Here is a 20,840-nt window from a genome sequence, read left to right on the forward strand (position 1 = left end):
ACAAAAAAATGGAGACTCCCGATCAACCGATCACCGTCATGCTGGTGGACGATCACGCGCTGTTCCGCAGCGGCATACGTTCACTGTTGCAGCGCAATACGGACTTTTCCGTCGTGGGCGAGGCGGCCGATGGCGTGGAAGGCATCAAGCGCGCCATCCAGCTGCAACCCGACGTGGTGCTGCTGGACCTGAACATGGCCGGCATGTCCGGCGTCGAGGCGCTGCAGCTGATGCAGCACGACTGTCCCGACACGGCCATCGTCATGCTCACCGTCTCCGAAGACGCCGAAGACCTGGCGACGGCGCTGCGCGCGGGCGCCTGCGGCTACCTGATCAAGAACATCGACGCCGATTACCTGGTGCGCGCCATCCGCCGCGCGGCGGCCGGCGAAGTCGTCATCGCCGAAGCCATGACGGGCAAACTGGTGGCGCAGCTGCAGGCGGGCACGCGGCGCGAGGAACCGGTGTCGGAGCTCGACAAGCTCACGCCGCGCGAAAAGGAGATCATCGACTGCCTGTCGCGCGGCGAGAGCAACAAGGGCATCGCGCGCACCCTGGACCTGGCCGAAAGCACCGTCAAGATCCACGTGCAGAACGTGCTGAAAAAACTCAAGCTGACCAGCCGCGTGCAGGCGGCCGTGTATGCGGTCGAGCACCGCCAGGGCAAATAGACTGCGCCGTCGGCTAGTCATTGCGACCTAGCCGCTTACTCCTTTTACCGTTGGTGAGCTTTGCGCATTTAAAGTAGTATATTGGATATATCTTTAACGACTATATCTTTCACTACGAGTTCACCATGGCCATCACCCCGCTCAGCGAAGCTACCCCATCCTCCACGACAGGCGGCGCCGCGCCCTGGCATGCCCGCCACGCCGTCTGGCAACTGGGTTTCCGCCCGTTTTACCTGTTGGCGGCCGTGTTTGCGGCCATCAGCATTCCCCTGTGGCTGGCCAGCTATGCCGGCTTGCTGGCCGATGGCATGCACGTGGGCCTGGGCTGGCATATGCATGAGATGGTATTCGGCTTCGCGCTGGCCGTCGTCGTGGGCTTTTTGTACACGGCGGGGCGCAACTGGACGGGCTTGCCCACGCCGCACGGCGCGCAACTGATGGCGCTGGTGGCGTTGTGGCTGGCGGGGCGCGTGGCCATGCTGTGCGGCGTCGGCCTCCTGGCAGCCCTGGTCGAGTGGCTGTTCCTGCCGCTGGCCGCCTGGCCCCTGTACCTGGTGCTGCGTCGCTCGGGCAATACGCGCAACCTGTTTCTGGTCGGCTTGCTGGCCCTGCTGGCGCTGGCCAATGGCCTGTTTCACGCGGCCGTGCTGGGCGTACTGCCGCTGTCGCTGTTCGTGCCAGTGCAGGCGGCCATCTTCCTCATCGTGCTGATCGAATCGGTGATCGGCGCGCGCGTGATTCCCATGTTTACGCGCAATGGGGCGCCCGATATCAATCCCAATCGTACGCCCGTGGCCAAGCCTGAGCGGGCGCTCGTGGCCGTGGCCTGCATGGCGGCGGCTGCGATTGCCTGGCTGGCAGGCGCGCCAGCGTGGCTGACGGCGCCGCTGGCTTTCTGCGCTGCCGGCGTCTCGCTGTCCAATATGCTGGCCTGGCAGCCGCAGCGCACCTTGCGCGTGCCGCTGCTGTGGATCTTGCACCTGTCGTATGCGTGGATAGGCGTCGGTTTTGCGCTGCTGGCGGCCGCCAGCCTGGGGCTGCTGCCGGCCAGCGCCGCGTTTCACGCGCTGACGGTGGGCTCGATGGCGGGTCTGATCATCGGCATGATGACGCGTACTACCCTGGGACACACAGGGCGCCCGCTCCAGGGCGGCAGGGCGGAAACGGCGATGTACTGGCTGATCCAGCTGGGCGCGCTGGCGCGCCTGCTGGCCGCCGTCGGCCCCGCCGCGCTGGCCATGCCGCTGTTGCTGGCAGCGGGTGCCTGCTGGTCGCTGGCCTTTGGCCTGTATGCCTACGTGTATGCGCCGTATCTGTGGCGCGCCAGGGTGGATGGCCGCGAAGGCTAGGCGGGCGTCAGAAAGGACGCCAGGCCAGCAGTTTTTTGATGTCCGGCGCCCAGTAGGAAAGCGATTCGGCCACGACGAATAGCAGCATGCCCAGCATGAAGGCACGCAGCAGCAAATCCCTGAGCCAGATCATAGTGTCTCCCAAATTTTTATATTGACAAGTTTATCATTGGCATGCCCGGCCATGTTGCGTTTCCGGCATCGCCGGCTGGCCGGGCGGCGGCGTCTGTGCCGTGAAGGCGCTGACGGCATCGATGGCGTGCGCCAGCGCCTGTTCCAGTGTGTCGAGGGCTGCTGCGGCATCGTCGCCGGCGTGCAGCAGCTGTTCGGCTTGCTGGGCCGCCTGCAGGGTGGCGGGCAGGGCCAGGCTACCGGCCACGCCGGCCAGCTTGTGCGCCAGCGCGGCGGCGTCGCTGCGGGCATTGGCCGCCAGCAGAGCGCGCATGGCGCCGACCGTGTTGCGGTAGGTGTCGCGAAAGCGCGACAGGTGCTGACGGTAGGGCGCTTCATCGAGCCATTGCGCCATCCCTTGCGCCAGGTCGATCGCGGGCGCCGCACCGTTCGGCGGCACGCGCGTCGTCCCTTCGTCCATGGGTGGTGGCAGGGCCGGCAAGCCTTGTGCATGGCGCCGGTGCGCGCGCGCGATCAGGGCGATGGTCTGCGGCACGTCGAACGGTTTGCTGATGAAATGATTCACGCCCGCTTCCAGTGCCGCCGTGCGCTGGGTCTGGAAGGCGCCGGCCGTCAGCGCCACCACGGGCAGATCCTGAAACTGCGGCAACTGGCGCAGCGCGCGCGTCGCTGCCAATCCATCCATGACGGGCATCTGCACATCCATCAGCACGATGTCGACATCGGCGGGGTGGGCCAGCAGCCAGTCCAGCGCTTGCTGGCCATCGCAGGCGAACGAGGGCAGGGCACCCTGGTCGCACAGGATATGCTTGACCACATCGCGGTTGATCTCGCTGTCGTCGACCACCAGCACGCGCACGCCGGCCAGCTGGCGTTCTTGCAGCGAACCGGAGCTGGCGTCCAGGCCGGCGGCCCTGGCGCGCTGCTGGCGCGCCTCCATTGTGGCGTTGTACAGGCTGGAAGCCGTCACCGGTTCGTTGAGGATGGCATCGGTCGGATCGGCCAGGTCAGTATGGCGCCGCGCTGGCCGCGTGGCTGGCACGTCGCTGGCCGCCAAAATGACGACGGGGCAGTGCTGCGGTGGCAAGTACTCGCGCAGCGCGCGCGCCGTGGCTACGCCGTCCAGCTCCGGCATGCGCGCGGCCAGCAGGACGACGCCGGGCCGCGCGTCCTCGGCGCAGGCCAGCGCATAATCGAGTGCAGCCTGGCCGCCGGACACGGCATGCACGCTCCAGCCCAGGCCCCGCGCCACGGCGCCCACCGCTTCGCGCGTGCCAGCGTTGCTATCGGCCAGCAAGACACGTAGGCCCTGCAGGCCCTGCATGTCGGGCGAGGACAGGGCACCGGCGGGCAGTCGTTGCAGCGGCACCGTGAAACTGAATGCGCTGCCCTGGCCCAGGCCGCTTGTCAGGTGCAGGCTACCGCCCATCAGGCGCACCAGTTGGCGGCAGATGGTCAGGCCCAGGCCCGTGCCGCCGAAGCGGCGCGTGGTGGAGCTGTCGGCCTGGGCGAAGGCGGAAAAGATCGTTTCCTGCACCTCGGGGGCGATGCCGATGCCCGTGTCGCGCACGCAAAAGCGCAGCACCGCAGCGTCGCCGTCGCGGCTTTCCAGCGTGCTCAACAACTCGACTGTGCCCTGCGGCGTGAACTTGATGGCATTGCTGCCCAGATTGACCAGCACCTGTTCCAGCCGCAGCGCGTCGCCCAGCACGTGGTCGATGCCATCGGGTAGCGGTCCGATCCGCACGTCGATGGGCTTGTCGTGCGCGGCAACGCCCATGCTGGCGGCAATCTTCTCGATCACCTCGGCCAGGCGGAACGGCGCCTGCTCGATGCGCATGTGGCCCGCCTCGATTTTCGAGACGTCCAGCACGTCGTTGATGATGCCCAGCAGCGACTGCCCGGCGGCGCGGATCTTGCGCGTCATCTGCAATCCTTCCTCATCCTGGCTGCCTCTTTCCAGCAGCCAGGCCATGCCGAGGATGGCGTTGAGCGGCGAGCGGATTTCATGGCTCATGTTGGCGAGGAATTCCGCCTTGCTGCGGTTGGCCGCTTCGGCGGCATCGCGCGCCAGCAGCATGGCCGCCTCAGCCTGCTTTTGCGCGGAAATATCCTGGGCAAAGATCAAGGTGGCCGGTCCATCCTTGAGCATCACGCGCGTGCTGGTCTTGAGGGTGGGCACTGGCCTGCCTTGCTTGTCCAGTCCGACGGCTTCAAACATCTGTTCGCTGGCAGAATCGGCCTCGATCAGCGCTTCGTTACTTGCCAGCGCAACTTGCGAGGCGGCCGTGAGCATGGCGCGCCAGGGCAGGCCGCTCAGGTCGTCCTCGGGGGCGTAGCCATGCAGGTGGCGGTAGCGCGGATTGGAATACACGAAGCGCCCGTGGCGCAGGATGGCGATGGCCACGGGTGCATCTTCGATCAAGGTGCGAAAGCGCGTTTCGCTGTCGGACACGGCTTGCATGGCCTGGCGCGTCCTTTCCTGTTTCACCTGCCAGGCAGCTTGCTGCCGGCGTCGGCGCTGCCGCCAGAACAGCAGGCTGGTCCCGGCCAGGGCCAGCGTGGCAAAGGCGAGGATGTAGCCCAGTGCCTGTCGCTGCAGCGGGGCGGCGATGGCCGCTTCCTCGCGGCTCAGGCCGATGATCAGGGCGCGGTCCATATGCAGTGCGGCGGGGGCGATCCTGGCCATCGCCATGACGCGCGGCGTGCCGGCGCCGGCAATCTCGACACCGCTCAGCACACCCGCCTGATAGCCGCTGTCGCGGAAGCGCCGCAGGAAACTGCCAGGGACGTCGACATTGCCACCATTGGCGCTCCTGGGCGGATAGTTCAGGAATTGCCGGCCGTCGCCATGCAAGACCACGGCCCAGACATCGGCGGCATACATGGCGGTGCGGAACTTGGCCGTGAAGTATTCGGGGTCGAAGGTGGCCACCACGACGCCGGCAAAGCGGCCCTGTTGGTCCTGTACCATGCGTGCCGCCGTGATGACCAGGTCCCGCTTGAAGGTCAGGAAAGGCGCCGAGATGTACAGCATGCGCGCGTCAGGGGCGTCGCGCGCCGTCTGGAAATAGGCGCGGCGCGAAAAATCCTGGCCCGCCAGTTCCGCGATGTTGGTGGCGACCGGCTTGCCTTTCGCATCGATGACCAGTATGGTGCGTACGCCCGGCATGGCATCGACCAGCGCGGCCAGGCGCCGGGGCAGGGCTTGCCCTGCGTCGGGCGCGGCGCCAGCGGCGAGATAGTCGCGGATCACGCCGCCGAGCACCAGGTTGGTTGCCTCCAGGTCGACTTCGATATTTTTTGCCAGCAGCGCCGTCAGTACGCTCAGCCGCTCGCGTTCGGCCGCGTCATGCCGCTCCGCTTCCGCCAGATGTGTGTAGGCCAGGGCGGCAGCCACGATGAGCAGCCCGAGGAGAAAAAACAGCCATTCGATCCATTCTCTGCGCACCGCTGCTGCATCTGTGTGATAGCTCATGTGGCGATGCTATACCCGATAGGCACGGAGAACAACTTTTGTGCACAACTATGCATGTGATAGTGTGGTCAATTTGCCGCCCAGCGGCAGGTGCAGGCGGAAGATGGCGCCGCAGCCCGGCGCGGAGCTCACGCCGATGCTGCCGCCCATCAGGGCGACGAGCTGGCGCGCGATGGCCAGGCCCATGCCGGCGCCGTCATGGGGGCGGCTCGGCGAGTCGTCCGCTTGCGTGAATTTGTCGAAGATATCGCCCTGCCGCGCCTGCGCGATGCCGATGCCCGTATCGCGCACCTCGATCTGCAGGTCGGCGCCGCTGTGCCAGACGTGCACATCGACCCGTCCCGTGGCCGTGTAGCCGATGGCGTTGTCGAGCAGGATATCGAGTACGCGCACCAGGCGGACGCGGTCGCAATCGATGCTGCGCGGTGTGGCGGGCGCAACGTGCGCCGCCAGTTGCAAACCCTTGTGGGCCGCGCGCGGCCGGTGCGGCGCCAGCGCCAGTTCCAGCAACTGCTGGAGTGGCACGGCGCTCGATTCAAGCCGCACCCGGTCGTGCTCGAGCGCGCTCAATTCCATCGCCGCCTCGATCATGGCCAGCAATTGGCGGCCGCTGCCCTGTATCGTTTGCGCGTAGGCGGCCAGTTCCGGCTCGCGCAGCTTTTCCAGCAGCAGCTCGGAGAAACCGAGGATGCCGTTCAGGGGCGTGCGCAATTCATGCGACATGTTCGACAGGAAGCGCGATTTGGCTTCGCTGGCGGCGATGGCCCTGGCGCGGCTGGCGACCAGGCGGCCGATCAGCAGCACCAGCGCAGCCCACGCCAGCACGATCAGCACGCTCGTGATGGCCGCCATCAGCAAGGCCTGGTTGCGGCGCGAGACATAGTCAGCCAATACGCTGTCGCGGCTCAGGCCAACCAGCATGTAGAGCGGGTAGCCGGCCAGTTTTTCGAATGCATAAAAGCGCAGCGTGCCATCGACGGGACTGCGCTCGCTGAAACTGCCCCGCGTGCCGCCGCGCATCAGGGAAAATACCGTGCTGCCGGCGATATCCTGGCCGATGGTATTGACGGCGCCGACCCGGCGCGCGCGCACCACGCCATCGCTGCCGACGAGCGTGATGGAGCTGTTGTCGCCCAGGTCGACTTCGTCGTACAGGCGCGTAAAGTAATACGGGTCCATCGACACCACCACCACGCCCTTGAAGCTGCCATCGTCATGGTTGATGCGGCGCGTCAGCTGGATCGACCATTTTTTCGACACGCGGCCCAGCACCGGCTTGCTGATATACAGTTCGCCGCTGTCGTGCTGCATGTGGACCCGGATGTGTTCGCGGTCGGCCAGCTTGGTCGGCTTGAAGGGGCGGCTCGACAGTACCGTGTCGCCGTGTTCGTCGATGATGCTGAACAGGTTGTACAGTGGGCCGGGATTGAGGCCTTGCTGCAGGTCGGCCACGATGTCGAGGCGGCTGCCCAGGGCCTGGTAGCGGCTGCGCAGGTAGGTGGCCGCCTGGTCCGCCGCCTCGATCGTGCGGATCGCGTGCTCGTCGAAGACGCGCGCCATGCTGCGCGCATCGCGCCCGGCGCTGGTGATGGCGGCGTCGTAGGCGTGCCGCAGTTGCAGCAGGGTGATGCTCCACAGCCCCGCCAGCAGGATGGCCACGAAGAGCGACAGCAGGGTGCGCGTATCCCAACCCTCCCAACGCTCCCAACGCTCCCAAGTCATGGCCTTCCAGTATCTGTCCATCCGCATGCTGTCTCCGCAAGGTCTGCCCAGTTTGCCTTTGTGCGCGTATGCGCGGCGTCACTGGCGCGTTGATTTATCAATTATAGTGAATATAATTGATTTTATCGAATAAAATGATTTTTTGTGGGGTGTGGTATGCAGTACGGCCCGGGGCGGCTAGCGCATTTCCGCCCTGTGTGCCAGCCAGCGCTCGACCATCGCGCGCAGCTGTACCGCCGTGAAGGGCTTGGACAGGTAGTCGTCCATGCCGGCCGCCACGCAGCGCTGCCGGTCGTCCTCGGTGACGCCGGCCGTGAGGGCGATGACGGGCAGGCGCGGCCCGCCGCAGGCCGCTTCCCGGGCACGCAGGGCCTGGCATGCCTGGTAGCCGTCCATGACGGGCATCATGCAATCCATCAGGACCAGGTCGTACTGTTGCGCGGCCAGGGCTTCAAGGCCCAGCGCGCCGTTCTCCGCCGTGTCGATGCTGTAGCCGCTGGCGCCCAGTTGCAAACACACCAGTTGGCGGTTCAGCGCCGTATCCTCGACCAGCAGGATGCGTGCGCCCGGCGCCGGCGCGGATGCAGTTAGGGATGCGGGTGCCACTGGCGCCGCTATCTCTGGCTCCGGCGCCTGGCCCGCCTGGCAGGGGAGGCGCACGGTGAAGCGGGAGCCGGCGCCGGGCGCGCTGCTGCAGGTGATCTCGCCGCCCAGCAGCGTCACCAGTTGCTGGCAAATGGCCAGGCCCAGTCCCGTGCCGCCATAGGCGCCGCTGATGCTGTCGTCGGCCTGGCAGAACGGCGCGAAGATGCGGCTCAGCTGTTGGGCGTTCATGCCGATGCCCTGGTCGCTGACCATGGCGACGAGGCAGGCGCTGGCGCCGTCCGGCGTGGCCGGTGCCAGGTGCAGGCGCACGGTCACGCTGCCGAAGGGCGCAAACTTGATCGCATTGCTGAGCAGGTTGCCGAGGATTTGCGCGAGGCGCGTGCGGTCCGAGCAGATGTACCGTGGCACGCCGGGGTCGACCTCGGCCTCCAGCAGCAAGCCTTTCCGGTCCGCTGGCGCGCGGTGCAGCGCCAGCACGTCGTCGAGCAGCAGGCGCGGGTCGAAGTCGCGCAGCTCGATGCCCATCTGGCCTGCCTCGACCTTGGACAGGTCGAGGATGTCGTTCAGGATACGCATCAGCTGTTGCACGCCATCGCCGATGCGCTGTGCATGCTGCTGCTGCGTCGCATCGAGCGGGGTGTCTTGCAGCAGTTCGGCCATGCCGGCGATGCCTGCCATCGGCGTGCGGATCTCGTGGCTCATGATGGCCAGGAAGCGCGACTTGGCCGCATTCGCCGCTTCCGCGCGCGTCTGCAACGCCAGCGCCATGGCCGCGTCGCGCTCCTGGCGCCGCAGCAGGGAAAGGATCAGCGCGACGGCCCCGGCCAGCACGAGCAGGCTGACCAAGGCCGCGCCGCCCATGGTGCGCAACATGCGCCGCCAGCCGGCCAGGTAGACCTCGTCCGTCACGGTCACGTTGACGGCCAGCGGGTAGTCGCGCACCAGGCGTATGGCGGCCAGCCGGGCGACCGTGCGGCCCTGTTCGGCCGCGCGTGGCAAGTCCACCTGCAGCACGCCAGCGCTCTTGCCCTGTTCCAGCAGGCGGTAGGTACTGCCAGTGAGGTTGCGCTTGCCCATCATGGAGGGCACGGCCGGCCAGCGGGCCAGCAGCGTGTAGTCGCTGCGGTACAGGGAAAAGGCCGTATGTTCGCCGATACTGGTGCTCTGGAAGAATTTACTGAAGAAGTCGCACGACAGGCCGACCAGTACCACGCCCAGGAAGCGGCCGTCCGGCCCGCTGATACGCCGGCTGATATAGAAGGTCCAGGCGCCATTGCCCTTGTTTTGCACGGGCGCGCTGACATGCATGCCGCCATCCGGGTGCCGCCGGTGATACTCGAAGTAATCGCGCTCGTCGAGGCGGATGGGGGGCACGGGAAAGGCGCGGCTGAAGGCCAGCACGGTCGCATCGGCGCCGACGATGGACACCACGTCCACTTGCGGCACGCCGCCGATCTTGTGCAGCAGCCTCTGGTGCATGGCCGGGGTGGCAACGGCGGTGGCCAGCGCGGCCGCGTCCGCAGGGGCAGCAGCCTGGATGTCCTTGCTGACGCTGTCGAGCACCAGGCTGGCCGCCGTCATGCTCTGCGCCGTGTTTTCCGCCAGCAGCAGCGACAGGTTGGACAGGTCCTGTTGCCAGTCATCGACGGCTTCGCGGTGCAGCAGCACGCCGGAAACGACGATGCCCAGTGCCAGCAGGCCCACCAGCACCAGGCCCACCACGGCTGCCGTGCTGCGCGGCCGGTAGCGGTGTAGCAGGCGCAGGGCGGCCCGGCGCGCGTTCATGCCTGCGCGCCCGTGTAGTCAAGCATGCTGCGGCGTACTTCCTGCTCCACAGCGTCGATCAGCGCTGCCGTTTCGGCCAGCCAGCCCGCTGCCGCCACGCCCTGGTGGCGCACCAGCTGCTCGAGTTCCGCCAGGCGCGCTACCAGGGCCCTGGCGCCCAGCAGGGCCACGGTGCCGCGCAAGGTATGGCAGCTATGCACGATGGCTTGCGCCGCACCGCTGCTTACGGCTTGCTGCACGCGCGCGAACATGGCTGGCGATGTGTCGAGGTAGGTCTGCGACAGGGCGCGGAACAGCTCAAGGTCGTGGCCGGTGGCCTGGAACAGCACGGCAGGATCGATGTGGCGATAAGCTGGCATGGCGGCTCCGTGGCAAGGGAAAATGGGTGGCGGGCTAGGCGGCCAGGCTGTTGCGCCGCGCATGGCCGGCGCAGCACGCGCGCAGATAGCCGCGCAGCTCGTCGTAATTGACGGGCTTGGCAAAGAACACCACCCCGGGCGGCACGCCGCCGCGCTCTTCCAGTTCCTCCGGCGTCAGGCTCGACAGCATGGCGATGTGCATGTCCGCCAGCAGCGGGTCGGCCAGGATGGTGCGGATCACCTCGTAGCCGTCGATGCCTTCCATGATGATGTCGGCCAGCAGGATGTCGGGCTGGTCGCGGGTAATTTCTATCAGCGCCTGGTAGCCGTTTTCGCAAAAGCGCAAGTGCGCCTGCAAGCCCCATGAGCCGATCTGCTTTTCATACAGCGCGCGTTCGATCGGATTGTCTTCGATGACCAGGATGGAGGGCGGACGGCCCGATGCAGCAGGGCGGTTGGCCCGTGCCGCGCGCTGGTCCTGGCCTGGATGGCCGGGATTGCCCTTGTAGGCCTCGACGGCCGCCAGGGGAATGCGCCGGTGGCCGCCCTTGGTCTTCCAGGCTTCGATCACACCCGCCTCGACCAGTTGCTGCACCGATGTCACCGAAATGCCGAGGATTTCGGCGGCTTTTTGAGTAGTGCAAACGTCTGCAGTGTGCATGATGGGCTTTATGGTCGCGGATGAAGTTAACGGGAATGATACGCAATCGCGCTCAAAAAATCAATTTCAACGAATTAGATGAATTCACTAAAAACCTGGGCAGCGGCGGGCCGGACTCTCGTGCGCGTGCGCCAGGCGTCGACACGGGCTGGCGGCTCCAGTATCTCGCGCCATTCGCTCCATTCGGCGTTGCTGTGGCGTAGCAGGGTTTCCATGTGTTCCGCGTCCAGGCCCAGCACCCGCGCGGCGGCCAGGGCCGGCCCGCGCGGCCCTGCGCCATTGCACAGTATCAGCTTGGCGAAGCAGCTGGCCAACTTCAGCAGCCAGGCCAGTTCCGTCATGCGTCCGGCACGCCCGATGCCGGGAGGCGCGGCATGGCAGCGCACGGCGTCGCACAGGATGTCCGGCATGCCCCAGTCCCGCATGAGGACGGCCGACAGCGCCAGCCGGTGGTGGCCGAAGCGTTGCGACTCCGCGCACAGCAGCCGTGCCCTGGCGGCTTGGCCGTACTGCCCCAGCAGTTGTCCATATTCCAGCGGATGCAAGGTGGCCAGGGCCAGTTGGCCGCAGTTGGCCAGCAAGCCGCAAGTGTATAGCTCATCGGCTGGCCTCAGCTGCAGCGCATCGCCTGCCACGCGGGCAGCGCACGCCATGGCCAGCGCATGCGACCAGTAGCGCTGCACGTCGAAGTGTGCACACGAGGTCGCTGGCAGGGCCGGGGTGGCGAATGCCTGTTGCAATGCGGGCAAGCCGATGGCCGCCAGCATCGCCGCATTGACTGCCGCATGCCTGCGCTCGCCTGGTGGCACGGCGGCATTCGCCAGACCGATGACCTTGCCGGTCAGGGCCGGATCGCAGCCTAGTTGTTCTGCCAATTTATCGAGCGGCACCTGCTGCTGGCACCGGCTTGCCAGCCAGTCGCTCCGGCCGGCGGGCGACGGCAGGCTGGCGCCGTCGAGCAAGCGCGCCAGGTCGATGTGCGCGCTCATGGCTGGCTGCCTACGCCGCTGCGCTCATCGGCCAGCGCCGCGCCCGTTTGTAGCGCCGTGACGGCTTGCGACAGCGCATCGAGCGCGAACAGCAGTTCCGCATGCAGGCGGCGCAGCGCGCCGATATCGTTGGCAAAGCCCGCAAGCACGGCCTGGCGCGCCAGCTTCTGCAAGGGAAGCAGGCCCATGGCCTGGCTGCCGTCGAGGATCTCTTGCGCCAGCACGCGCGCAGGAGCGGCCCGCTCGCAGCGCAGCGCATGGGCGATGCCGGCGAGGCGGTCGCGTGTTTCGGACACGAACAGGGCCAGGATCTCGCCCTGCAGGCGCCGGTCGTAGCCGAACATGGCGTCCAGGCGGGCCAGCTCGAAGGGCAGCGTATCGGGCGCCTTGGGCGCTTGCTGGGGCGGTGCCGTCTGCGCTGCCTTGGCTGGCGGGGCCGCCTTGCGCATTTTCAGCAGCAGATGCAGATCGGACGGCGTGCCATCTGCAGCCGGGGCGCGGCCGGCCTGGCGCCAGCGGGTGCGGCGCCAGAGCAGGGCGGCCAGCAGCAAGAGCAAGCCTGCCAGTGCCAGCGCCGGGCGCATCAGCGAGAGATCTTCGCAGCGTAGCAAGGGGTGGATGGCGAGGAAGGCGTTCATGGCAGTGCTCCAGTGCGGACTATGCGAGTGATGCTGCGTGATGGCAGGCCTAAAATACTTCCCAGTCGCCGGCATCGGCGGCGGCCGGCGCCTTGCTGCTGGCCTGGGCAGCGGGGCGCGTGGCGACCAGCTTGAGCGTGGTCTTGGGCTGCGTGGGCCGCGAGGCAGCAGGCGCGCGCGGTGCCGCACCAGCTGGGCCTTGCGCCAGCTTGAAGGTGGCCACCACGCCGGCCAGATTGCCTGCCTGCTCTTGCAGCGATTGCGATGCCGCCGCCGCTTCTTCGACCAGGGCCGCATTCTGCTGCGTGACTTCATCCATTTGCGTGATGGCGCGGTTGATTTCCTCGATGCCCGTGCTTTGCTCCACGCTGGCGGCCGAGATTTCGTTGACGATGTCGGTGACGCTGCGCACCGTGTCGACCACTTCCGTCATGGTCGCGCCGGCCTGCTGGACCAGCTTGCCGCCTTGCTCCACCTGTTGCACGGAGTCGCTGATGAGTACCTTGATTTCCTTGGCGGCGGCCGCCGAACGGTGCGCCAGGTTGCGCACTTCGGTTGCCACGACGGCAAAGCCGCGTCCCTGTTCCCCGGCGCGCGCCGCTTCCACGGCCGCATTCAGGGCCAGGATATTGGTTTGGAAGGCGATGCCGTCGATGACGCCGATGATGTCGGCGATTTTGTTGGACGAGCTGTCGATCGCTTGCATGGTGCGTATCACGTCGCCCATCACCTGGCCGCCCCGCTGCGCCTTGTCCGAGGCGCTGATGGCCATTTGCTGGGCCTGGCGGGCATTGTCCGCGTTTTGCCGCACGGTGGCCGTCAGTTCTTCCATGGCCGAGGCGGTTTCTTCCAGCGAGCCGGCCTGCTGTTCCGTGCGTGCCGACAGGTCCAGGTTGCCCGCCGCGATCTCGCTCGACGCCGTGCTGATGGTGTCCGTGCCGGAGCGTACTTCGGCCACGATGCGCACCAGGCTCTCGCTCATCTCGGCCAGGGCGGTCATCAGTTGGCCCACCTCGTCATTCGAGCTGGCTTCGGCTTGCACGCTGAGGTCGCCGCCCGCGATGGTGCGGGCCACATCGATGGCGCTGGCCAGCGAAGCGGCGATGCGCCGCGCCAGCAGCAGACCCATGCCAGCCACCAGGGCCGTCACGGCCACGGCCAGGCCGATGGAAATCCAGCGCGCGCTGGCCGCGGCACCGGCGGCATCGGCCGCGCCCTTGTTGCCCAGGGTCTCGTTGTAACGGTGGTGGGCGGCGAGGGCGTCGACCAGCTCCTTGATGAGTGGCTGGCTCGCCATCAGCAAGTCGCGTGCCGTGTCGAGTTCGCCCGCCTTCGACAGCGCCAGCACCTTGTCGCGCACGCCATCGTAGCGCAGCAGCACGGCACGGTCGGCGGCCAGCAGCGCGCGGTCCTGGTCATCGGTGATCGCTTCTTTTTCATACTGGTCGAGCGCCTTGCCGACAGCCGCGCGCGCTTCCCTGATGCCCGCTTCCAGCTTGTCGCGCACGGCCGCATCCTTGTTGCCCATGTGCTGCCAGACGGCCGTGCGCATCTGCGCGAACGGCACGAAAGCCTGGTTCAAGATCAGCAGGCTGGGAATGGTGTTGAAGGTGGAATAGCTGGCTGCCGTGTACACGCGGTCCATCTGGTAGATGCCAAAGCCCGTGAGGGCGGCCAGCCCCAGGACGACGGAAAGGATCAGGGTGTACAGGCGTTGGGCGATAGTCATGATGGGTGCCGGTCTAGATGAAGGTTGAAAATCGGGGAAATTGTTTTTCAGAGTTTATGATTTTTATTTTACGCCATATATTTGATTTATTCGAGAAATTTGTGATTTATTTGTTTTATTTTGTTTTTTGACGTGGCGCGCTGAAGGGCGAGCTGAGCGGGGGATGGGGTGTGATGAAAAGCAACACCGCGCAGATATCGCGTTCTGGCGTGTGCCACGTCAGGCCAATTAGTGAAAAAATGGGACTCCTTGATCACCATCAAATACGGTGCGCAGGCGCGTGCCGCCGACTGACTCTTGTGAAGGAGCATCATGACTGCCTCTGCCCGGCCTGGACCCTTGCTTGTCATCACTGCCGTCATCTTCATCTTGCTGGGCCTGGCGCTTGCCGGCGGCGGCGCCTGGCTCATCAGCCTTGGCGGTTCCTGGTATTACGTCGTGGCCGGCATCGGCATGCTGCTTACCGGCGCGCTGGTATGGAGGGAGCGGCGCCGCGCCCAGCTGTTTCTCGCGCTGCTGCTGTTCGCCACCTTGATCTGGTCCGTCATCGAAGTGAAGTTCGACTGGTGGCAATTGCTGCCGCGCCTCGATATCTGGTTCGCCGCCGCCGTCTGGCTGCTGCTGCCGTTCGTCGACCGGCGGCTCGATCCGCCATTGATGGCCGGGACAAAACCGCGCGACGCTGGCAAGAGCGCCCTGGCCGCCGCCGTGGTGCTGACGGCCGTCGTGGGCGTGTACTCGCTGTTCCAGGATTACTATACTTTGCACGGCGACGTGCCGGCCGAGAACATGGCTGCCGTGCCGCAAGGCGACTTTGCACCCGGCGTGGCGCCCAACGACTGGGCCGCATATGGTCGCTCCGGCTATGGCGACCGCTACGCGCCTGCCGCGCAGATCACGCCCGCCAACGCTGCGCAGCTGAAGCAGGCGTGGGTGTACAACACGGGCGACTTCAAGGGGCCGAACGACCCGGGCGAGATCGCCAACGAAGTCACGCCCCTGAAAGTGAATGGCATGCTGTATCTGTGCACGCCGCACAATATCGTCATTGCGCTGGACCCGGACACGGGCAAGGAGCTGTGGCGCCACGATCCGAAGATCAACCGCGACGCCTCCAGCTACCAGCACATGATCTGCCGCGGCGTGGCCTACTGGGACGTCAACGCGGGCCGCGCCAAGGGCGACCCGGCGCCGCAGGCGGCCGGCATGGAGTGTCCGCGCCGCATTTTTGCGCCCACCATGGACGCCACCCTGATCGCCGTGAATGCCGACACGGGCGAAGCGTGCAAAAGCTTTGGCGACAATGGCGTGATCGGCCTGTATCACGGCATGGGCATGAAAAAGCGGGGCTTTTTGATGCCGACGTCGCCGCCGGCCGTGGCGCAGAACGTGGTGGTGATGGCCGCCAGCGTGACGGACAATTTTTCCACGGAAGAGCCGTCAGGCGTGATCCGCGGTTACGATCCCGTCACCGGCAAGCTGATGTGGAACTGGGATGCCTCGAACCCGGATGACACGGCGCCGATTGCCGATGGCAAGACCTATACCAATAATTCGCCCAATTCCTGGGGCGTCTCCAGCGTGGATGAAAAGCTGGGCATGGTGTACATCCCGATGGGCAATGAAACGCCTGACACGTGGGGCGGTAACCGTAATCCCCATGGCGAGAAATATAATAGCGCCATCGTCGCACTGGACCTGGCCAGCGGCAAGCTGCGCTGGGCTTACCAGACCGTGCACCACGATATCTGGGACATGGATATCGGCGGCCAGCCGACCCTGGTCGACATCGACACGCCCAAGGGCAAGGTGCCGTCCGTGGTGGCAACCACCAAGCGCGGCGATATCTATGTGATCGACCGCCGCGATGGCAGCCTGGTGGTGCCGGCGCCGGAAAAAGCCGTGCCGACCGCCAACGCCGCACCCGGCGACCGTTTATCGCCCACGCAACCGTTTTCCGCCCTCACTTTCCTGCCCGAGAAAAACATCAGCGAAACGGATATGTGGGGCACGACGCCGTTCGACCAACTGGCGTGCCGCATCATCTTCCGCCAGCACCGTTATGAGGGGCCGTTCACGCCGCAAACGGTGGCGGAAGGCAAGATCAAGGGCGCCATCATCTCGCCGGGTCCGCTGGGCATCTTCGAGTGGGGCGGCGCGGCCGTCGATCCGGTGCGTCAGTTGCTGCTGCTCAACCCCGACTACATGGGCTTTCTGGAACGCCTGGTGCCGCGCGCGCAAGCCGACGCGAAGGGCGGCACGGGCACGGAAATGGGCTTGCAGCCGCAGACGGGCGTGCCGTTTGCCGTGGAAATCAATCCCTTCCTGTCGCCGCTGGGCTTCCCATGCCAGGCGCCGCCCTGGGGCTACATCGCCGCCGTCGACTTGCGCACCATGAAAAAAGTATGGATGCACAAGAACGGCACCACGCGCGACAGCGCTCCCGTGCCCATCGCCTTGCCGCTGGGCGTGCCCAGCCTGGGCGGCATGAGCACCACGGGCGGTGGCGTGGCTTTCCTCAGCAGCACGCTCGACTACTACATCCGCGGCTACGACGTGCGCAACGGCAAGACCGTATGGAAAGCCCGCTTGCCGGCCGGCGGCCAGGCCACGCCGATGAGCTATGTCTCCGACAAGACGGGCAAGCAATATGTGGTCGTCATGGCCGGCGGCCACGGTTCCCTGGGCACGAAGATGGGCGATAGCCTGGTGGCGTTTGCCTTGCCGGATGAGGCGGTGAAGGAGGCGGGGAAAGCGAAATAGAGCATGGGTGGTGCCGCATGGAATTGCACATGGTGGTATTCGGAAACCTGAAAGGCACCATGGGTAGATTGAGTGGAGCGCTCAGTGCCGTACTGAGCTTTCTTGCGGTATTTCTCGACTCGGTAGCCATTTGCGCGCGTCCGGTTTGCCGGTCCGCATAGCAATCCGCCGCCACTGCTGCTGCCGCTTGCATGGCGTTGCCGCAAACTTGTTGCGGCAACGCCGATCGTTTACTGCGCCGCCAATCCCAGCTTCAGGCCCACCAGCTTGCCCGGAGCGGCCTGCGTTTTTTCCGGCGCGCCCGCGCTGACCCTGGCTGCCGGCGTGCCGTCCTGCTGCAGGGCGGCCAGGATCGCTGCGCTGCGCTGGGCGCCCAGCTTGCTCAAGGCGTCGGCAGGCAGGGGCTGTCTGGCTTCCAGTTGCTGGCGCAAGCCGTTGTAGAACGTGCCCGTGTCGGCCACTTGCGGTTCGCCTTCGATCAGCTTGCCCAGGCGTTGCCAGACGGGGATTTTTGCCGCCGCCGTAGCCGAGGCGCCGGTCGATGCCGCTGCACCCGCCGCTGTGGCTGGGACGGCCGCCTCCGCCGCCTTCTTCTGCTTGTCCAGCTCGGCCTTGCCGAAGCGCTCGCCATACAGGTCGCGCAGGGCGCCCCGTATCTTGCGTTCGCCCAGGTTCAACGGCCCGGGTTCTTCGCCTGCTTCCAGCTTGATGCCGGCCTTGGCGGCGACGGCGCGGCGCACGGCCTGGGCGCGCAGGGCGGCCGCATCCGTGTCGCTGTACTGGCCCGGCACGGCCAGCGTCAGCTGTTCGCGCTTGGCGAGAATTTGCGCCACTTGCTTGAGCTTTTCCCGCTCGGGCGGCAGCAGCACGGCGCTGCCCGCATCGAAGTCGATGGATTCGAGCTTGTCGGCGCTGATGCCCAGCAAATTGCCCAGCGCGCGGAAGGGCGCCGTGACGATCTTCGTCAATACATTGCCCACGGCTTTCCAGATCAGGGCGCCATAGCTGAATTGCGGGTCGTTCATGTCGCCCGACACGGGCAGGCCGAGGTCGATGCGCCCATCGCTATCCTTGAGGATGGCCAGCGCCAGTTCCAACGGCAGTTTCAGGGCGTCCGGGCTGTCGATGCGCTCGCCCAGGGTCAGCTTGTCGAGCACGATCTGGTTGGTGCCGTCGAGCTGGCGGTTGCGCACCTTGTATTGCAAGTCCAGCGAAATCTTGCCTTCGGCCACCTTGTAGCCGGCGAACTTCATCGTGTACGGCGAGGCGGACACCATGTCGACGTTCTTGAAGACGACGTTCAAGTCCGTGTTGTCGGTCGGGGAAAACGGGTTCAGCTTGCCACGCACGCGGGCCAGGCCGAATTCGTCGATACGGCCGTCGAGTTCGATCTGGCTGCGCGCATCGCGCTGCGTCGACAGGCCCGTGATGACGCCATTGAGTTCATAAATCTTGGCGGCGAACTGGGGCCGCAAGCTGAGGTCGGCAAAGTCCAGCTTGGCGTTTTGCAGGCGCACGCGGCGCACGCGCACGGGGAAGGCGGCGTCGGCTGCTGTTGGCGTCGCCGTGGTCGCTGGTGCGACAGCTGGCTCCGGCGCCTTGACCAGCAGGCGCTGCGCGTTCAGGCTGCGGTCGTTTTCGATGATCAGCTGGGCGTTCGGTTCGACCACGCGCAGTTCGGGGATATCGACAAAATCGGGGCCCACGCTGGCGGTCAGCTTGTCGGCGCGCACGCTTTTCCACGAGGCAAAACGCTTGCCATCCGTTTCATTGAGCACCAGGCCGGCGATATCCACGCCGCCTTCATAGCGTACTTTCGGTGCTTTCGGCGCGCCGCCGCCCGTCGTCAGGCGGCCGCTGCCGGAGAGCGAGCCGCTTGCCAGTTTCAGTTTCACATGCTGCGCCAGCAAGGCTTGCACGGGCGCCAGGGTCAGCTGTTTCAAATTCAGTTGCGCATCGACGGCGCCCGTGCCCGGCACGAACTTGCCCTTGGCCGTGAGCAAGCCACCTTCGCGCAAGCCCACGCCCAGCTCGAACGGCAGCGCCTGTTGCATATCATTGCTGACCTTGCGCAGGGAGAGGTGGGCATCCTGCAGCGTACCCTTGATGCCCGTGTCCGCATCGTCGACGCGGGCGGCGAACTTGCTCAGTTCCACCTGGTCTACCGTGGCAGACCATGGCGCGGACGGGGCATCCGCCGTCGCGTCGGCCTTGCCGGCGGCGAACACGGGCAGCTTTTGCGCAATCTCAAACTCCCCCTGGCGGTTGCGCGCCAGGTCGATCTGCGCGCCGCTGGCCGTCACGGCGCCCAGGTGCACGGTATGGGCCGCCAGGTCGATCTTGCCATCGGTAAAACCCAACTGGGCCAGCTTGAACGGTGTTTGCGCGCCCCGTTGCATGGCCAGATCGGCCAGGCTGGCATTCGCGCCGTCGATGACGGTAGCCATGCCCGCTGGCGCTTGCTGCAAGGCCAGTTGCAAGTTCAGCTGCAGCTGTCTGGCGCTCAGCTGCAGGGCAGGCGAGACGGTTTCATCGATGGCGTAGACGTCCACATTGGCCAAGGCCACTTGCTTCAGGTCCACTTTCCACTTGCCAGGCTTGGCTGCCGCTGCCGCTGCTGCTGGCGCGTCGGCTGGCGCCGGTTTGCCAGGCAGCATCAGGTTCGCCACGTCGATTTCGCCTTTGCTGTCGCGCCGCACGGCCACCTTGCCGCCATACAGGTTGACCTTGTCGACCGTGACGCTCTGGCGCGCCAGGTCGGCGTTGACGCCGGCGATGCCCAGGGTGGCGAGCGAGGCAAACGGTTCTCCCTTGCCCTTTACCTCGTCTCGCACCAGCGCCAGGTCGCGCAAGGCCAGGCCGGCGCCTTTGACGCTCGCTTCGAGCTTGCCGTCGGCATAGGAAAAGGCGTAGGGCAGGCGCGCCGACAGCTTGCCGCTGCTGACAGTGGCGCGCGTGTAGGCTTTCAAATATGCGGCAAGGCCGGGCAGGGACGCGTCGTTCAGTATCAGTTCGCCTTCGCCGCGAATCGGGTTGAGCGAGGCCGTGCCGCGCCAGTGCAGCTTGCCGCCGCGCGCCGCGTCGGCGCTCAGGCTGTAGCTGCCGTTGGCATCGGGCAGGGTGGAGATCTGATCGAGCGTAAAGTTGATCGGCGTGAAGTTGTCCGCATAGCCCGCCTTCTGGTCGTGCCAGTCCACTTTGCCTTGTTCCAGCGCAAAGTGGGCAATGACGAGGCGCGGCATGCCGCCTTCGCTCTTCTCCGGGTGGCGGCTTTGCCAGGTGGCCAGCACTTCGGCCAGGTTGAACTTGCCGTCCGGCGTGATGGTCAGCTGCGCTTGCGGCGCCGTGATGCGGATTTCCGCCAGGCTCCAGGCGCGGCGCACGATGGATTTCCATTCCAGTTGCACGGCCAGGGCGCCGATGGACAGCAGGGGCGCACTCGCGCCGCTCTTGCCATCCGCGCTGGCCGCTTCCTTGAAAACGATCTGCTCCGCTTCCAGGCGCAGGGTAAACGGGTTGAAGCGCACGTCAGCGATGCTGGCCTGGCGCGCGAGTTCTTTCTCGGCAAATTTGGGTAGCTGGTTTTTAATAACGTAGGGCACCAGCCAGAAGCCGGCCGCGCTGTAGGCGGCCAGGGCGCAGCCTGTGCCGACGGCCCAGCGCTGCCAGCGTTTCCAGCGAAATGATTTCGTCTGCACGCTTTTGTTGTCGATTGTGTTCACGAACTGACCTTTTAGTATCTTGTTAGGCGGCACACTTGTGCGCCGTGACTGTCAGTATGCCTCTTTGCGGCCTGGTCTGCAAAATCCAAACGTGTTCATGTGATAACAGGTGCTGTGGACAGCTGTTTATCTTGTGAAACTTGCCTATTTTTCGCAATTATCTCCAATTGTCACTTATTCATTGCGAATGATTATCGTTACGGATATGATGCCGCGTAACTTGAAGTTTCCTTTCA

Annotated in this window: 13 protein-coding genes; 3 read left to right on the forward strand and 10 right to left on the reverse strand. The window is 65.8% G+C overall.

What is annotated here, in order from left to right; all coding sequences use genetic code 11:
* Positions 1-8: 8 nt before the first annotated feature.
* A complete protein-coding gene (locus K0F85_RS19995) occupies positions 9-671 on the forward strand; it encodes a response regulator (protein ID WP_219117687.1) in 663 nt (220 codons plus the stop codon).
* A 125-nt stretch (positions 672-796) separates the two neighbouring features.
* On the forward strand, positions 797-2,020 hold the full coding sequence (locus tag K0F85_RS20000; RefSeq protein WP_219117688.1) for an NnrS family protein: 1,224 nt from the start codon (positions 797-799) through the stop codon (positions 2,018-2,020).
* A gap of 7 nt (positions 2,021-2,027) precedes the next feature.
* Here the strand turns inward: K0F85_RS20000 and K0F85_RS28940 are convergent, their stop codons facing one another.
* From K0F85_RS28940 to K0F85_RS20040, 9 genes are all read right to left on the reverse strand, one after another.
* A complete protein-coding gene (locus tag K0F85_RS28940; RefSeq protein ID WP_257572910.1) occupies positions 2,028-2,153 on the reverse strand; it encodes a hypothetical protein in 126 nt (41 codons plus the stop codon).
* Positions 2,154-2,186: 33 nt separating this feature from the next.
* Positions 2,187-5,630, reverse strand: a complete 3,444-nt coding sequence (locus K0F85_RS20005; RefSeq protein WP_219117689.1) for a response regulator — start codon at positions 5,628-5,630, stop codon at positions 2,187-2,189.
* 48 nt (positions 5,631-5,678) lie between these two features.
* The gene (locus K0F85_RS20010) at positions 5,679-7,379 is read right to left on the reverse strand and encodes an ATP-binding protein (protein ID WP_257572912.1); all 1,701 of its coding nucleotides are present in this window, start codon (positions 7,377-7,379) and stop codon (positions 5,679-5,681) included.
* 150 nt (positions 7,380-7,529) lie between these two features.
* Complete coding sequence (locus K0F85_RS20015) at positions 7,530-9,743, reverse strand: hybrid sensor histidine kinase/response regulator (RefSeq protein ID WP_219117690.1); 2,214 nt, start codon at positions 9,741-9,743, stop codon at positions 7,530-7,532.
* A complete protein-coding gene (locus tag K0F85_RS20020) occupies positions 9,740-10,102 on the reverse strand; it encodes an Hpt domain-containing protein (protein WP_219117691.1) in 363 nt (120 codons plus the stop codon). Before K0F85_RS20020 ends, K0F85_RS20015 begins: the two co-directional genes overlap by 4 nt.
* A 34-nt stretch (positions 10,103-10,136) precedes the next feature.
* Complete coding sequence (locus K0F85_RS20025; RefSeq protein ID WP_219117692.1) at positions 10,137-10,763, reverse strand: response regulator; 627 nt, start codon at positions 10,761-10,763, stop codon at positions 10,137-10,139.
* A gap of 74 nt (positions 10,764-10,837) precedes the next feature.
* Entirely contained in the window at positions 10,838-11,752 is a 915-nt protein-coding gene (locus K0F85_RS20030; protein ID WP_219117693.1) for an HDOD domain-containing protein, read from the reverse strand.
* On the reverse strand, positions 11,749-12,390 hold the full coding sequence (locus K0F85_RS20035) for a hypothetical protein (protein ID WP_219117694.1): 642 nt from the start codon (positions 12,388-12,390) through the stop codon (positions 11,749-11,751). Before K0F85_RS20035 ends, K0F85_RS20030 begins: the two co-directional genes overlap by 4 nt.
* Positions 12,391-12,439: 49 nt before the next feature.
* Entirely contained in the window at positions 12,440-14,119 is a 1,680-nt protein-coding gene (locus tag K0F85_RS20040) for a methyl-accepting chemotaxis protein (protein ID WP_219117695.1), read from the reverse strand.
* 312 nt (positions 14,120-14,431) lie between these two features.
* Here K0F85_RS20040 and K0F85_RS20045 point away from each other — a divergent pair, with 312 nt between their 5' ends.
* Positions 14,432-16,882, forward strand: coding sequence for a membrane-bound PQQ-dependent dehydrogenase, glucose/quinate/shikimate family (locus K0F85_RS20045; RefSeq protein WP_219117696.1), 2,451 nt, complete (start codon positions 14,432-14,434; stop codon positions 16,880-16,882).
* Between the two features lie 230 nt (positions 16,883-17,112).
* Here the strand turns inward: K0F85_RS20045 and K0F85_RS20050 are convergent, their stop codons facing one another.
* Positions 17,113-20,604 (reverse strand): DUF748 domain-containing protein, encoded by a 3,492-nt coding sequence (locus tag K0F85_RS20050; protein WP_257572914.1) that lies wholly within the window; start codon positions 20,602-20,604, stop codon positions 17,113-17,115.
* Between the last annotated feature and the right edge of the window lie 236 nt (positions 20,605-20,840).

This window comes from Janthinobacterium sp. UMAB-56 (assembly GCF_900095265.1).
Taxonomy (GTDB): domain Bacteria; phylum Pseudomonadota; class Gammaproteobacteria; order Burkholderiales; family Burkholderiaceae_D; genus Janthinobacterium.